This window comes from Thalassotalea sp. HSM 43, from assembly GCF_004752005.1.
In the GTDB taxonomy this organism is placed as follows: Bacteria; Pseudomonadota; Gammaproteobacteria; order Enterobacterales; family Alteromonadaceae; genus Thalassotalea_A.
On record NZ_CP038493.1, the window covers coordinates 111,519 to 126,861 of the forward strand.

15 protein-coding genes are annotated in these 15,343 nt (G+C 42.9%); 5 read left to right on the top strand and 10 right to left on the bottom strand.

Annotated features, from left to right (window positions below):
- Window positions 1-22: 22 nt before the first annotated feature.
- The 3 genes from folP to rlmE all read right to left on the bottom strand — a co-directional run bounded on the left by folP (window position 23) and on the right by rlmE (window position 3,773).
- Window positions 23-850 carry a dihydropteroate synthase gene (gene folP / locus E2K93_RS00525; protein WP_135437210.1) on the bottom strand — a complete coding sequence of 276 codons (828 nt, stop codon included), beginning with the start codon at window positions 848-850 and terminating at the stop codon, window positions 23-25.
- Between the two features lie 244 nt (window positions 851-1,094).
- Complete coding sequence (gene ftsH, locus E2K93_RS00530) at window positions 1,095-3,017, bottom strand: ATP-dependent zinc metalloprotease FtsH (protein ID WP_135437211.1); 1,923 nt, start codon at window positions 3,015-3,017, stop codon at window positions 1,095-1,097.
- Between the two features lie 120 nt (window positions 3,018-3,137).
- On the bottom strand, window positions 3,138-3,773 hold the full coding sequence (gene rlmE, locus E2K93_RS00535; RefSeq protein WP_135437212.1) for a 23S rRNA (uridine(2552)-2'-O)-methyltransferase RlmE: 636 nt from the start codon (window positions 3,771-3,773) through the stop codon (window positions 3,138-3,140).
- Between the two features lie 90 nt (window positions 3,774-3,863).
- Here rlmE and yhbY point away from each other — a divergent pair, with 90 nt between their 5' ends.
- Complete coding sequence (gene yhbY / locus E2K93_RS00540) at window positions 3,864-4,160, top strand: ribosome assembly RNA-binding protein YhbY (RefSeq protein ID WP_135437213.1); 297 nt, start codon at window positions 3,864-3,866, stop codon at window positions 4,158-4,160.
- A gap of 128 nt (window positions 4,161-4,288) precedes the next feature.
- On the opposite strand, the gene E2K93_RS00545 is transcribed toward yhbY, so the two are convergent.
- The 4 genes from E2K93_RS00545 to E2K93_RS00560 form a co-directional block, all read right to left on the bottom strand.
- Entirely contained in the window at window positions 4,289-4,513 is a 225-nt protein-coding gene (locus E2K93_RS00545; RefSeq protein WP_228445407.1) for an acyl carrier protein, read from the bottom strand.
- A 100-nt stretch (window positions 4,514-4,613) separates the two neighbouring features.
- Complete coding sequence (locus E2K93_RS00550; RefSeq protein ID WP_135437214.1) at window positions 4,614-5,231, bottom strand: 4'-phosphopantetheinyl transferase family protein; 618 nt, start codon at window positions 5,229-5,231, stop codon at window positions 4,614-4,616.
- A 1-nt stretch (window position 5,232) separates the two neighbouring features.
- The gene (locus E2K93_RS00555) at window positions 5,233-6,372 is read right to left on the bottom strand and encodes an SDR family oxidoreductase (RefSeq protein WP_135437215.1); all 1,140 of its coding nucleotides are present in this window, start codon (window positions 6,370-6,372) and stop codon (window positions 5,233-5,235) included.
- Window positions 6,373-6,473: 101 nt separating this feature from the next.
- Complete coding sequence (locus E2K93_RS00560; RefSeq protein WP_135437216.1) at window positions 6,474-8,213, bottom strand: AMP-dependent synthetase/ligase; 1,740 nt, start codon at window positions 8,211-8,213, stop codon at window positions 6,474-6,476.
- Window positions 8,214-8,714: 501 nt separating this feature from the next.
- Here E2K93_RS00560 and E2K93_RS00565 point away from each other — a divergent pair.
- The gene (locus E2K93_RS00565; protein ID WP_135437217.1) at window positions 8,715-10,025 is read left to right on the top strand and encodes a phthalyl amidase; all 1,311 of its coding nucleotides are present in this window, start codon (window positions 8,715-8,717) and stop codon (window positions 10,023-10,025) included.
- Window positions 10,026-10,118: 93 nt separating this feature from the next.
- Here the strand turns inward: E2K93_RS00565 and E2K93_RS00570 are convergent, their stop codons facing one another.
- Together E2K93_RS00570 and E2K93_RS00575 are read right to left on the bottom strand one after the other, a co-directional pair.
- Complete coding sequence (locus E2K93_RS00570) at window positions 10,119-10,763, bottom strand: response regulator (protein WP_135437218.1); 645 nt, start codon at window positions 10,761-10,763, stop codon at window positions 10,119-10,121.
- A gap of 37 nt (window positions 10,764-10,800) precedes the next feature.
- The gene (locus E2K93_RS00575) at window positions 10,801-11,952 is read right to left on the bottom strand and encodes a sensor histidine kinase (protein WP_135437219.1); all 1,152 of its coding nucleotides are present in this window, start codon (window positions 11,950-11,952) and stop codon (window positions 10,801-10,803) included.
- 228 nt (window positions 11,953-12,180) lie between these two features.
- Here E2K93_RS00575 and E2K93_RS00580 point away from each other — a divergent pair, with 228 nt between their 5' ends.
- The 3 genes from E2K93_RS00580 (at window position 12,181) to E2K93_RS00590 (ending at window position 14,678) form a co-directional block, all read left to right on the top strand.
- Window positions 12,181-13,020: a hypothetical protein gene (locus E2K93_RS00580; protein ID WP_135437220.1), complete on the top strand. Its 840-nt coding sequence runs from the start codon at window positions 12,181-12,183 to the stop codon at window positions 13,018-13,020.
- Window positions 13,021-13,106: 86 nt separating this feature from the next.
- A complete protein-coding gene (locus tag E2K93_RS00585) occupies window positions 13,107-14,102 on the top strand; it encodes a tetratricopeptide repeat protein (protein WP_135437221.1) in 996 nt (331 codons plus the stop codon).
- Between the two features lie 84 nt (window positions 14,103-14,186).
- Entirely contained in the window at window positions 14,187-14,678 is a 492-nt protein-coding gene (locus E2K93_RS00590; protein WP_135437222.1) for an ATP-binding protein, read from the top strand.
- On the opposite strand, the gene E2K93_RS00595 is transcribed toward E2K93_RS00590, so the two are convergent.
- A complete protein-coding gene (locus E2K93_RS00595; protein WP_135437223.1) occupies window positions 14,665-14,874 on the bottom strand; it encodes a hypothetical protein in 210 nt (69 codons plus the stop codon). The two genes, E2K93_RS00590 and E2K93_RS00595, sit on opposite strands and share 14 nt — an antisense overlap.
- Window positions 14,875-15,343 lie beyond the last annotated feature (469 nt).

A 15,343-nucleotide genomic window follows, 5' to 3' on the forward strand; every position in this document is an offset into this window, starting at 1 on the left:
ATCTTTGTAACTTATAAAATTATTATCGTCTAAATTGCAGCGTTTTGTTCAAAACAGCTAACGCATCGACGGTTTCTTTGACATCATGCACTCGAATGATATTCGCGCCATGCAATGCAGCAATGACTGCTGCCGATAAACTACCGGCAAGACGTTGTTCTACCTCGCAATTCAGCAAATTGCCAATCATCGATTTACGTGACATGCCAGATAGTATTGGTAACCCCATGCAAGCTAGCTCCTGTTGTCGAGCCAGTAATTCATAGTTTTGTTCCAGGGTTTTACCAAAGCCATAGCCCGGATCGATAATGATTCGCTCTCGCTCAATGCCTGCCGCAACACACTGTGCTATTCGGTCATTAAAAAAATCGAGTAAATCGCCAATCACATCACTGTATTGCGGATCATGTTGCATGGTGCGTGGCATGCCTTGCATATGCATTAAACAGACCGGTAATTCACACTCAGCAACCACCGCTAGGCAACCAGGGTTTTGCAGTGCTCGCACATCATTAATTAAGCCCGCCCCCGCAGCAATGGCTTGGCGCATAACTTCAGCTTTGCTGGTATCAACTGAGACTATGGTATCAAAACGGCGAGTAATCGCCTCGATAACCGGAATGACGCGTTGTAGCTCTTGTTGTAAATCAACGTCAGCCGCACCAGGTCGAGTAGACTCACCACCAACATCAATAATCGTCGCGCCATCGGCTAGCATTTGCTCAACTTGCTTTAAGGCATTTTCAATCGAGTTGAACTGACCGCCGTCGGAAAAGGAATCTGGCGTTACATTAAGAATCCCCATCACTTGTGGTGAGGTTATATCGAGTTGTTTTTCAGCAAATAGCATGGTTTAAGGCGGTGTCTTATCGAGATTGTTATTGGTTTTGCCGTATATTATAGAAGAGGCTGTTATTCAATGACAACGAATTCTCGCAAACATTCTCAATGTAATACCCATCCACCAATAACTTTCATTGGCCAAAGTTCAAAATGCGGCTTTTTTTGCGATACGAACAAACTAATTTTCGGGCAAATAAAAACCCGCCATATAGCGGGTTTTTGTAGATTGACCTAGAAGCTAAATTTAGCTTTTAGTTCGCTGGTTCGTCAGCTGGATTATTAACATCCGGGTTGCTTGGCTTAACCGAGCTTGCTGGTGGTGTGCTGTCGTTACGATTTTCATCACCATAACCTTTCGGTGCACGGACATCGACACGAGCCATCAAATCATCAATTTGATCAGCATCGATGGTTTCGTATTTCATAAGCGCATCTTTCATTGAGTGCAAGATATCCATGTTGTTTTTAAGAATATCTTCTGCTCGTTTGTAGTTGCGTTCAATGATGGTACGAACTTCATCATCAATATCTTTGGCAGTCTCGTCAGACATATGCTTGTGTTGTGCAGCGCTACGACCAAGGAACACTTCGCCCTCTTCTTCTGCATACAACATTGGCCCCATCTTGTCAGATAGACCCCACTGGGTAACCATCTTACGAGCGATTTCAGTGGCACGCTCAATATCGTTAGATGCGCCTGTTGACACCTTGTCAGAACCATAGATGACATCTTCAGCAATTCGACCACCGTAAAGCGATGACACCATGCTTTCTAGATGCATCTTGCTGTGACTTACTCTATCTTTTTCTGGCAAGTACATGGTTACACCTAAGGCGCGACCACGAGGAATGATACTTACTTTGTACACCGGATCATGCTCAGGTACCATACGACCAACGATTGCGTGACCAGCTTCATGATACGCAGTCATTTCTTTTTCTGACTCGCTCATCACCATAGAGCGACGTTCTGCGCCCATCATGATTTTGTCTTTGGCTTTATCAAACTCAACCATAGACACCATGCGACGACTGGTACGGGCGGCAAATAATGCAGCTTCGTTTACCAAGTTAGCAAGATCGGCACCACTAAAGCCTGGTGTACCACGGGCAATAACCGCGGCATCGACGTCATCAGCAATTGGCACTTTACGCATGTGTACTTTAAGAATTTGTTCACGACCACGAATATCAGGTAGACCAACAGTAACTTGACGGTCAAAACGGCCAGGACGTAATAAGGCCGGATCCAATACATCAGGACGGTTAGTCGCGGCAATCACGATGACCCCTTCAGTACCTTCAAAACCATCCATTTCTACCAACATTTGGTTCAATGTTTGCTCACGTTCATCGTGACCACCACCAAGACCGGCGCCACGTTGGCGACCTACCGCATCGATTTCATCAATGAAGATAATGCACGGTGCAGATTTTTTCGCTTGGTCAAACATATCACGTACACGCGATGCACCAACACCAACAAACATCTCGACAAAGTCAGAACCTGAGATAGAGAAGAATGGCACTTTCGCTTCACCGGCAATCGCTTTGGCCAATAGGGTTTTACCCGTACCAGGTTGACCAACCATTAAAATACCTGAAGGAATGCGACCACCTAATTTTTGGAATTTCGATGGATCACGCAAGTAATCAACCAACTCCGCAACTTCTTCTTTTGCTTCGTCACAACCTGCAACGTCGGCAAACGTTGTTTTGATTTGATCGTCAGATAACAGGCGCGCTTTAGACTTACCAAAGCTCATGGCGCCTTTACCGCCACCACCTTGCATTTGGCGCATGAAGAATATCCAAATACCAATCAATAACAACATTGGGAACCAGTTGATAAAAATACTGGCAAGAAGACTTGGCTCTTCCGGTGGAACACCCTGTACTTTGACGTTATTTTGAATCAAATCATTGAGCAAATCTTTGTCATATTGGGTAGGGATCATTGTCGTGAATGTTTGACCATTGCGCATTTTGCCATTGATAACACCATTGGCTTCAATGTTCACTTCACCGACCTGTCCCGAACGGGTATCAGAAATAAATTGGGTATAATCAAGCTTTGCGTCAGCCGTGTTGCTAGGCGTAAAGCTTTGAAAAACCGACATTAATACTATAGCTATCACTAGCCATAAAATAAGATTTTTAACCATATCGCTCAATGTGAGGACCTCTTGTATAGCTTACTTTGCGATGATTCTTAGACTTGTTTACTTGTTTAAATAAGGGCTTTAATTCGTAATTTCAAGCTCTTATTATAAAGTATTGCTAATGTAACTCTACTACAGTTTGTAACCTGTAGCCACTATATATACTTCGCGAGAACGTGGACGCGATGATTCAGGTTTACGGGTTTTCACCACGGTAAAGCAATTTCGTACGTCTTTCATGTACTGATCGAATCCCTCTCCCTGAAATACTTTGACAACAAAACTGCCATTTTTCTTCAAAACTTGATGACACATATCCAATGCCAGCTCGACCAAATACATGTTTCGAGCCTGATCGGTGGCTTCGTTACCACTGAAGTTATGTGCCATATCTGACATCACCACATCAACGTTCTTGCCATCGATACGTGCCAATAAGGTATCAAGTACCTCATCTTCACGAAAATCGCCTTGCAAAAACGCAACGCCAGGTAATGGTTCCATTGGTAAAATATCACAGGCAATCACGTCACCATTATCACCAACAACTTTTACCGCATACTCAGACCAGCCGCCAGGTGCTGCACCTAGGTCTACGACTTTCATACCTTTTTTGATCAACTTATCTTTATTATTGATCTCTTCAATTTTAAATACCGCGCGTGAACGTAAACCAAGCTTTTGCGCTTTCTTTACGTATTCATCATCAAAATGCTCTTGCATCCAACGATTTGAACTGACACTGCGGCCTTTTTTCGGTTTGCTCATAAATTAACGATTTGTCACCATTAAAATTAGTATTAATCTCAAGATGGCGTTAAAATGTCTGTAATTCAAGTCAGTTAAACGAATATTTTAATGAATCTTTCAAAAAAACAAGTTAATTATTTAAAAGGTTTGGCGCACAGCCTTAAACCTGTTGTTTTATTAGGCACTAACGGTTTAACCGAAGGTGTGGTTGCCGAGATTGACGGCGCATTAAATCACCATGAGTTAATTAAGGTGAAAATCCCGACAGACGACCGTGAAGTAAAGCAATTGATAATTGACGCTATCGTGCGCGAAACTAACGCAGTAAAGATCCAAACCATAGGTAAAACCTTAATTATCTATCGTCAAAGTGACGAGAAAAAGATTGAGATCCCACGTATCTAATACGACTCGCTGACAGCGCAACGCTGTCAGCAAATCTTCCTTACCATGTTAAACCATTAAGTTAATGACTATCCGCTATCGTTAGTCGGTTATTCTAATAGCCCGATAGCTATCAACGAACCATTTTGCTACTGCACATTAAATACATTTAGCAACTCATCGACTGTTTGTATGCCTTTCATATCTGCTTGGCCAAAGCGAATACCGTAAACTTCTTGTAGCTCTATTATTAACTCCACCAATGTAAATGAGTTATCGACAAGTTCAGTTAACTTCGCATCCAACGCAATATCCTGAGTTTCACAACTTAAAATACTTGCCATATCGTTTAAAAATACGTGATGACTGATCATGTTCTCTCTCCTAATAAATTTGATCCGTTTACCATGAGTTTAATGCTTATCTCGTTTACGCCTCGATACAAACGACAAGACGCTGCCGAATAGCCTTGTATTATTGTTTGCAATGACACACAGCCAAGGCGAGTGCTCCATCTTGCAAATCATAATGGCGATACTGAAATTGTAATGTTTGCCACTTTTTGTGAATTGCGACACCCGTATGGTTACATGCAGGGCGCAGCAAATAATCAATAAAGGCTGTCTGATATCGACTTGGGGTTGCTTTGTATAGCGCTTCCTTAATGCTCCACAATCTGATGCTTTGACGCCATTGTTTGGGTATGCAAAGAGATTGCATTTGCTTGACTTCGTTTGCCGTTAAGAACCAGCGCCAAGAATTCTGCGAGACCGAGTGCCAAGGCTCGAAATCAATACCCACGCCCTTTGCGTCTAAAGCACAACAGGCCACTGACATTTTGCTACTGTGGCTTAATGAAAAGATGCTATTGGGGAACACTAAACTGGATGTGTCAGGGTTGTGTATACCGCTCATCTTGGTCATAACTTGTTTGAGAGCGCGTCGTGACACACACCATTGATGCCGCGCTGCAGCGGTCGATTTTTGTTGTAATTGTGCTATTTCACCAGGGTATAAATCGGAAACTAATACCGGCCTTGTTTCGCTGACAATCTCGGCGAGATTACAGGCTGTTGAGTATTCCCCTTGCATATTAGCCTCCTTTTACGCTTTTATCTTTGCTAAGTCGGCTACGCCAATTGGATTGCACCAATTGCTTGCAAATATTCGGTAGGACACCTCGAATATCAAGATCATCATGCTGGCCTATCAATTGCAATGTACGCCTATTTTCAACCTGCTTAACCACATAGAGCTGTGCCGCAAACGGTGCCATGATATCGATAGCCTGAGATAATACGGAACCCAGTTCCTTAGTGCCATGTCGCAATTTTTGAAATGCCTGAAAATCAACCAATCTAGGTTGCAATATTTGGCGTTCCCTAAATGGCAGCATTTTCGAAAATTCGCTATAAAGACCTTTGATTAATTGCGCAAGCGTGAAGGTATGACGTTGATCCGCACTCAAATTATAAAAACCATCGCTGCCATGACGAAACGCCGTGAAAACCAAATGCGCTGTTTGCTGCCTAGTTGTCAGATAAATCGGCGTGTCCGCATCGCCAGGCATAACCGCCAGCAAACCGTAATAGAATAGTCTTAAGGTGTGATGAAAAACGTTATGCTGACTTACGCGACCACTGGCGTCATCCGCGGCAATGGTCGCGACTCGCAATATTTGCCACGGCAAGTGATTAAACTCTGCGGTGATCATCGACTCCATCATGTATTTTGAACGATCGTATTGATTAGCGAAGGTGTTCGCTGGACGCAAAGGTTGTTCTTTAAGCAAGGTTGTCTGTGTGCCGCTGACATAAATAGTACTTAATACGCTAATTTTCTGCAGTTCAGTGCATTGCTCCGCAAACTGTAGTAATTTTTTTGTCCCTATCACATTAACCTGATGCGCTGTATTGGCATCAACCGCAAAGTTAGTCACCGCTGCGGTATGTATGATCGCGAAAATACCAAGTTTGTTTATGTCTTTAAATGGTTGTTCCTCATTAAGGTCACCAAAGTAAAACTTACATCGATTGTTATTCAAAAACTTCGCCATCTTGCGTTTCTTAGTCGCTATTTCAATCTGGCTTGTTGCCCGCATCCACAAATATAGGGGACTATTTGAATGGGCTATCAGCTGTTCGACAATGGCCTGACCTAAGTAACCGTCAGCGCCGGTTATTAACACGCCACCCTGTGGACGCTTATGCTTGTCTTTGTGCAGTTCCGTCATATGCTACTCCTGCGTTTATTTTTGCTGTGTGTGATGAGATACATCATTGGCTCGTCCTATCACCAATAGAGGTTTTGGATACCTTGCCAATGTTAATAAGCTTAGGCATTGTAGATTTCCATCTGATTTAACAATTGCGCGACTTTTGGGCGTTTAATTTTTCGTGTTGTCGAGCGCGGCAAAGGCTGTTTGAGCACCACTATTTTGTGTGGTCGTTTAAATGCTGATAATTGCTGAGCGTTTTGGCTGATCGCTTCAATGATTTGATTCTTTTTGGCTTGATATTCAATGTCAGATAAGTTTTGAATATCTTCTTTTGCGACGGCGACTGCACAGACTAACGGTTTCCCTTTTTGCATGCCTTGGCCGCCGATGATGGCAACCACACACCCCTCTTGAATATATTTATGATGCAGTAACACTGGCTCTATTTGCTCAGGTTGAATATTTTGCCCATCGCCAAGCACAATGGTATTTTTCTTACGACCAGTAATGTATAAAAACCCGTCCCGGTCGATATAACCTAAATCGCCGGTGTGCAACCAATTGTCGGTATCGATTGTTTGCTCCGTCAATCGCTCATCCTGATGATATCCGCGCATAACATGATGACCTCGGGTAGCGATTTCACCAACCTTGTCGCCGGCAATAGGGTCTTGTGGAATGATTTTAACCTCACAGCCAGGGATCGGTTTACCAACCGAACCAAAACGATTGCTGTTTGGTGTATTGGTAGCAATGACAGGGCTAGTCTCGGTTAATCCATAGCCCTGATAAATCGTAAAACCAAGTCGACTAAAAAACTTTAAGGTGCGAATATCCAACGGTGCTCCACCGCAGGAAAAATGTTTGAAGTTAGCACCGAATTGGCGGTGCAGTGGCGCAAACAAACGCTTACGCATTGATAAGGGCAACCATTTTGCGCAGCCGTACATAAGGTTAAACAGGCCCCTTGCTCGATACCCTTTGGCAGCAACTTTGGCAACAATGGATTTTTTTAACAAACTCAGAAAAAGAGGGACGACCAATAAAAACGTCGCCTTTTGGTTGCGCATTGTCGCTAATAAATCGTCAGGAATAAGGCTGCCTAAATAACAGACCTGTCCCCCGCCCCATAACACCCCCAGTAAGCCGGCCGACAATTCGAATAAATGATGCAATGGTAAAATCGATACACAGACTTCATGGCCATCGGTTTGCATCAGTTTATTTAGGTTTTCAACTTGTCCAAAAAGGTTTTTATAGCTGATTTCTACCCCTTTAAACTTACCCGTAGTACCTGAGGTATAACAGATTAGTGCGGTCGAATTTAAGGTCATCGAGTTACTAGCAAACTGACTAGAAATTGCTTGCAGTTGCAAGGGCAAATGCGCATCTATATTAAAAACAGTTAGACTATTGGCACTTTGCTTAGCCACTTTATCGGCAACTGAAATTGTTTGCTCTGAGGCCAATAACAAGGCTGGGTTAGCATCATTGATAACCAGTAACAATTCAACTTCCGTTAACTTAGGATCAACCGGTACGACAATCGCGCCTACCGCCAAAACAGCAAAAAAACACAACGCCCAATACGGCCTTGCTTCAGTTAAAATAGCAACTTTGTCTCCCGCTTTGATGCCGTTGTACTGCAACAAATTGGCGAACTTTTTTGTTTGCTCGACAAGCTGACGATATGTCAATGTTTCATCCATGTCCTGCTGACCACCTTGATTGTGTTTAGTCAGCGCAATCTGGTGACAATAACGACGTCCTTTGTTGGTCAATATAGCGGCAAAGTCTAACGCGATATCCTGCTGACCATCACGTGCCATTTTTGCAAATACCCTTGCTGTGTCCATAAAAGGATCTCCACATTATCCTGGTAAAATAACGTTGCATCTTTCATGCCAAACAAGGTCTTTCTATTAACAATTGATTTACATAGTTATTTTTCAGAAGCTAGATGGGTTTTAGCAATGTAAATGTACAGATATGCCAATGACTTCCAGCATATATGTACATTGCTGTTGCTACCGTTATGCCTATAGCGCCAATATTTTTTAAGCAAATACGCAAAAAACACACTGCAAAGATACAGAAACTCAAAACAGGTATTAATAGCGACATCCTATTGATAAATGCATACATAAATGTAGGCATGCTCGCACATTTTTGTATTTAAACGCCTATGCGCGATCATTGCAGGCATTGTCGACTTGAGGAAATAAAACGCATAAAAACAAAAGCTTGCGCATAAAACCAATGATTTGGAACAGCCTTTGCTCTAGTGATTACGTGGCTTAATGAGCCATGAAGCAGACCACAATTGACTGCTTTTAATCTGAACAGGAGTTAATACTATGAAACGCTTAATCTCTTTTATGCTCAGTGTGCTGGTATCACTAACCACTTGGGCCAACTACCAAGAATTTTATGTTAACCAAGAAAAACTGCCCTTCACGGCACTAGACAATGCCAAAGCTTATTATGGTGTTTTTAATAAAGCTGGTTACCGCATCGAAGTTCCTGATGATTGGAATGGCGAACTGGTAATGTGGGCACATGGGTTTCGCCGTATGGGAACCCTGGAATTAACGGTCGACAACCACCCAATGCGTGCCTTTTTGATTTCTCAAGGTTATGCCTGGGCGGCCTCATCATATAGCCGCAACGACTACGATGTCAGCACCGCTGTGCAAGACACTTTGGCATTGATGAAGCGGTTTAATGGATTGGTGGGAAAACCCAGTAAAGCCTACATGACGGGACTGTCTATGGGGGGCCATGTGAGCGCCATCATGATTGAACAATTTCCTCAGATGTTTGCCGGTGCTATGCCTGTCTGCGGGGCATTAAATGACTATGAAAACTTTGACTTTATTTTGGATTTCAACCTTGGTGCACAGCAATTAGCATTAGGTAGTTCTATCTTTCCGGTACAGCCTGAAACATACGTCACTCAAACCGTACCTAGTATCAAGCAAAACCTACAATCACAACCTGGTGGTTGGCCGGTATTGTTAAATCAACAAGGTGAAAAGTTCCGTAACTTGGTGATGATGCAATCTGGTGGCGTTCGTCCAAATTTTATTGAAGGCTTTATTTTTTGGAATAGCTTTCCCGACATTGGCACGGGACCTGGTAACTTTGTTTTTGATCTTGGCTTAAGCAATGGTGTTCTGCCAAGAAATCCCGGCATAGTCGCCTCCAACGACGATGTGATTTATCAACTAGACGCGGATCCAACATTAACGGCAGAAGAACAAGCTTTTAATGACGCCATCTATCGCCTCACATTAGCGCCACAAACCCATACTGAAAACGGTTTATCCCAAGTTCCTGTGGTTAACGGCGACATTAAAATCCCGGTACTTACCATGCATAATTTGGGCGACCTATACGTACCGTTTAAAAGCCAAATTGATTATGCCAAACGGGTACAGTCTCACGGCAAAAGTGATTTATTGGTCACTCGAGCGTATCGCGGTGTGTTGCATTGTGACTTTACCGCTCAAGAAATGGTGCGCTCATTTTTAGATCTTGTCGAATGGGTCGAAACCGGTAATAAACCAGTAGGAGATGATTTACTTGACCAGGCTAACGTCGCGGCCAACGATTTTGGTTGTCAGTTTACCGACGGGTATCACTTGCTTGGCACGCCTTGCCCTTAGCAATCCTTTGCTAAAAAAAGCTTTGAGCCAATAGTCTAGTACGATTACCGCAATTAGGCGCTGCAATATAATAATAAGGGAATCTGTACTAGGCTATATCAAGCCTTTCTCTATGGCCAATAACACTGCTCTGGTACGATCCCGCACACCGAGTTTTGATAAGACGTTTGATACATGATTTTTGATGGTGCCTTGTGATTTGCACAACATGTCAGCAATTTCCTTATTCGAGCAACCGCTGGCCATCAAAGATAGTACTTCTTTTTCGCGAATAGACAACGGCTCAATCATATCGGGCTTTTCAAAGTCTGAGCGGATGTGTTGCATACCAGACAATAAACGTTCGGTTATGGCGGGTTGCACTAATCGTTGCCCCGCATGCACAGACTTAATCGCATCAATCAAGGTATCTAACGACACATCTTTTAAAAGATACCCTTTTGCGCCGTTAGCAATACCTTTTAATATCAAGTCGTGATCATCAAACGTGGTTAAAATAATGACCGGTGTGGCTATGTTCTGTTGCTTTAACAGCGCTAACGCCTCTATACCATTCATCACTGGCATCGATATATCCAATAAAATTACATCGATTTCGTGACTTTCTAGGGCGCCGATGATCTGACTGCCGTCACTGGCTTCAGCAATAACAGACACCTCCTCGCTCAAATCGAGTAAACTTTTAATACCCGCGCGAACCAAGGCTTGATCATCTACAAGCAAGACACCGATAGTCAAAGTTGGACTCCTTTACGAGTAGTATCAAGCAACATGTTTAGGCCTCTGCTTTGACAAATAAACTGGGAAACGTCATTGCAATCTTTAGACCTTTATCCATATTAAACTGCACTTGACCATGGGCGTTATCAACACGCTCTTTGATGCCGTTCAGACCATTACCAAAGTTCAATTTTTTACGTACTTTGCCATTATCAGCCATATCGACATGCAAGCCGTCATCTTGACGCCATACCTTAAGATAGAAATGTGAAGCTCCGCTGTGCCTTAAGGTATTGGTCATCGCTTCAATGATGCAATGCAGCACGTCACGAGCTAACGCCACTTCTTCAATATGAAAGTCTGTTTCGATGGATTTCTCAACCTGTAATCCAGGCAAGCCAGCAACTATGCTGTCGAGCATCTCATTAAAGTCCAGTTGCTGGTTTTCTTTAAGCGAACTTACCGCTTCACGGACATCACTCAATAATAATTTCGCTAAGTGTCGACACTGAGCAACCCGCTGTTTCGCATCGCCTTCACAGGTAAGCTCAGCTACCTGCAAATTAATGCTTAGCGCCGTTAAGTGATGGCCTAACAGGTCGTGTAAGTCACGAGCAATACGACTGCGTTCATTCAAACGACTGGTACTGGCTAACAGGCGCTGTGTCGACAGCAATTCATTGTTAACTCGTTGCAATTGCAAAGAATTACGCTCCGCTTTTTGTGTCTGGTAACTCATTAAAATTGAAAACAAATGAAAGCAACCAAACAACATGGCTTGGATCACCACATTGCTTTCGTTCCAATAATAACTCGACAAGCCAAACCAACAGACAATCACCACGGTGGTGACTAACATGGTTCGTGCTAACGAAAGAAAATAGGACAGCTTTGCCACCCATATGATGGTTAAAATCGATGTGAAGTTAAGTGGGATCAGCAATAACACCGCAAACGCTGCCGCGAGCATCAACAATAACAGGCCTATCTGTGCGGGTTCATTTTGCGTTGCGTCGGCACTTTTATGAATAGCAATGAAACAGGCTAAATATACGGTAAAGGCGAGCATCACCCAGTAGCTGCTGGCTTTATATTCAATTGGCGCATCATTGAGCCAATACAAACTAATACCAGCGATAACCAACACCGTGCTTACACCAGCCATCACGCCATGATGTGCACCTAACCATGTCACTAGCTTTTTCAAACGTAAACCTCGCTAACATTTTCTATACGTAAACTGACTTAACAATCGACACGCAATGTAAAAACAATGTAAAAGCACTGCCAAAGTAATGTAAATAGTATGACCTAATTCGCATCGTTTAAAAATAGGCCAAAAGTCATGGTTTCAATTAATGACTTTTGGCACAAGGCAAATCACTTACAATTTTTTAACATAACCACAATGATAAAGATGGATTGGAGACATCCTATGTTAAGTGGTTTACATCAAGTGTTACTTTACACCCATATTATTGCTGGCAGTATTGCCTTGATCGTGTTTTGGCTACCAGCCTTAAATCGCAAAGGTAGCAAACAACATAAAAAAATCGGTCGTATATATCTTGCCATCATGTATTTGCTTTCCATTTCTGGGGTAGTGATGTCGTTAATGGTTCTCGTTGATCCCATGGCGATTCGTCAACAGGTGCCGCAATCGAGTGGCGAACAAGCTCTGTCCTTTATAGAGCAGCAACGTATGGTGGCTTTATTCTTGCTCACCCTATCCATTTTGGTGCTAAGTAACGCCCGTCAAGGCTACTTAAGCGTGAAATACAAATCTGATTTAACCCAGTTGCGTACGCCAACTCATGTCGCCCTCATCATCAGTTTGCCTTTAGTGTCGGCCGCGCTAATGTATATCGGCATATTGACGATGCAACCGCTTTTCTTAATATTTGCTGTGGTTGGCTTAGGCAATGGTATTGGCATGATAAGGTTTGTCATGCAACGCCAACACCAGTCAAAAGATTGGCTGATTTGTCATCTTAACAATCTTATTGGTACCGGTATCGGCATCTATACCGCATTCTTCGCTTTCGGTGCACGTCAGTTTTTAAGCCAACTATTGCCTGGTCTATGGATGCTCGTGCCATGGATATTACCCGCGGTTATCGGTATCGCCGTGACTCGTAGATTGACGAAACGTTATCAGCAGTCAAAACCGCAAACACAAACACAAAACCAAACACTACCTAGTGCACAACAACGAGTCAGTAAAAAAGACACGGCGGTCATTTCCAATCAACCACTACCGCAGAAAAGCTCCTAACAAAAGCAAGTAACACTAATTACGTCAAACTAATAACGTCAAATGAGCGTTGATAAGCAATTAAAGTAACGAATTAAGGATTTAAGATGTTAAGAACAACCATTGGACTCACCCTGATTTTAGCAAGCTCTGCGATTGCAACCGAAGCCATTGATGCATTGCATTTAAAGCAATATGACAAAGCCAAGACATTGTTGCTGCAGCAGCCTGATAGCCTCGATAAGCTATTTTATCTTGGTCAGATAGCCTATTTTGAAAAAGATTTAGATAAAGCTGAGCAATATTTTCAACAAGTTGTTGATAATGACAACGCCAATGCAGAACAACACTATTGGCTTGCCAAAGTGTCACTGAGCCAAGCCGCTAATGCATCAATATTTTCGGCACCAGGGTATGCGCGCACTGCCAAACAACATTTTGAAGAATCACTGCATATCAACCCTAAACACCAAGGCAGTTTAAAAGGTCTTATTCGATTTTATCTGCATGTCCCTGGGATAGCCGGCGGCTCTGTCGATAAAGCGGAGCAATATGCGCGACGACTGCAAAATGTTGACCAAATAGAAGGCAGCATGGCATTGCTTAACATCTATGAGCATGATGACAATGAACAAGCACTTACGACAACATTGGCGCACACGCTACAACAACACCCGAACAACGCCAGAGTGCTAACCAAAGCAGGTTTTATTTACCAACAGCGCCAAGACTATCGCTTAGCATTCGACTATTTTAGCCAAGCAAGTGCGCAATATAATCAAAGCCAAGAGAGCAGCTATGCCCTATCCGCTTTATACCAATTAGGCAAAACGGCGGTGTTATCAGGACAAAACTTGAGTGCTGGACAACAAGCATTGCAATCCTATTTAAAACAGCCTGAGTCGCCAGTGACGAGCGATTTATCAATTGAGTTACCCAGTGCTGCTTGGGCGCATTATCGCTTAGCACAAGTGTTGGCGTTAACGGATCAAACACATCGCGCGCAAGCACATCTGCGTCAATCAAAATTGCGCAATAGTGACGACAAGGCGCTTGAAAAGCGATTAAAACAAGAAGCTAAAAAATTAAACATCAGCTTATGATCAAAGCTATGGTGTACAATTGAACAGCACAAGGAGTATGAGGAATAACAAGTTTGATGACGCAAGTATGGCAGCCTAAAGACAATGAGTAGTGAGCACAATCAACAACAAATAACCTTGCTTATTGGTCCACCTGGTTGTGGTAAATCGACCTTTGCGAAAAAGCTGCATGGCTTTCACATCTCCTCAGACACCATTGTCGAGAGGCTCTGCAGACAGCACCATATTAACTACCGCCAGTTTTTTGAGCTTGCGACGAACCACCCGATACGCATTCGCCATCAGCACTTGTTTCAAAAACGTATTGCCCAGTCAAAACACCATGATTTAGTGGTGTGGGATTTAACCAATTTAACTCGCTCAGATCGACAACGCGCGATTGGCTATTACCCCGGCGCCCAATATATCGCGATATGTTTCAAAAACAGTGACAATCCAGCTTACCTGCGAGAGGTTAATCACAATAGGCAGCAGGCAGAACAAAAGTTTATTCCTGACACGGTACTCGATGATATGTTAAGACGTTATCAAGCACCGACAAAAGCGGAAGGATTTAGCGATATTATTTCGGTTTAGAGTGTGTCTTGTTAGTCGGTGTTTTATGGTGTCGATAGATATTACTTTTTGGAAAGCTTTTCGAGCGTCCGGTAAATAAAGTGCGAATGATATCAAACAAGCAAATAAGGGTGATCGGCAATGCCAGCAGTATCAGTTTGACAAGGTCGAACATCTGCGCATTTTTAGGTGCCGTTATGACTTGTTTTTCTTTCATGTAATCTCCCTCAAAGAACGGGGCTGACTCGCTCAGTGAATAAGTGGTCAAGTTAGTTCAGTTTGTTTTGCTAATTGCCACTATTCACTTCGCGCTAACCAAGGCTGACTTAGTGGCGCAATTCTCATCTCTCAACGCTCAACGCTTAACGCAAAAAAAACGAGCACCGAAGTGCTCGAAACATTAGCGTCAGAGTCCGGAAATTTTCTATTTCCTAAACCATTTGATTTCATTGCAACAAACAACGCCTATCACTAACGCCAATAGTCCGATAAAAATCGTCATATCGTTATCCTCCCCAGACAGCTATTTGACAAAACAATTAAATGGTGTGGTTACATTAAATTACAATTAGCGAGAAAAATAGAGATGATTACAAAGTGCAAACATGTGTTAATACGCTGTTTCCTCAGCTTAAATATGCCGTGTTAAATAGCCTAATTTAACGTTAATATACGTCGTAGGTAGG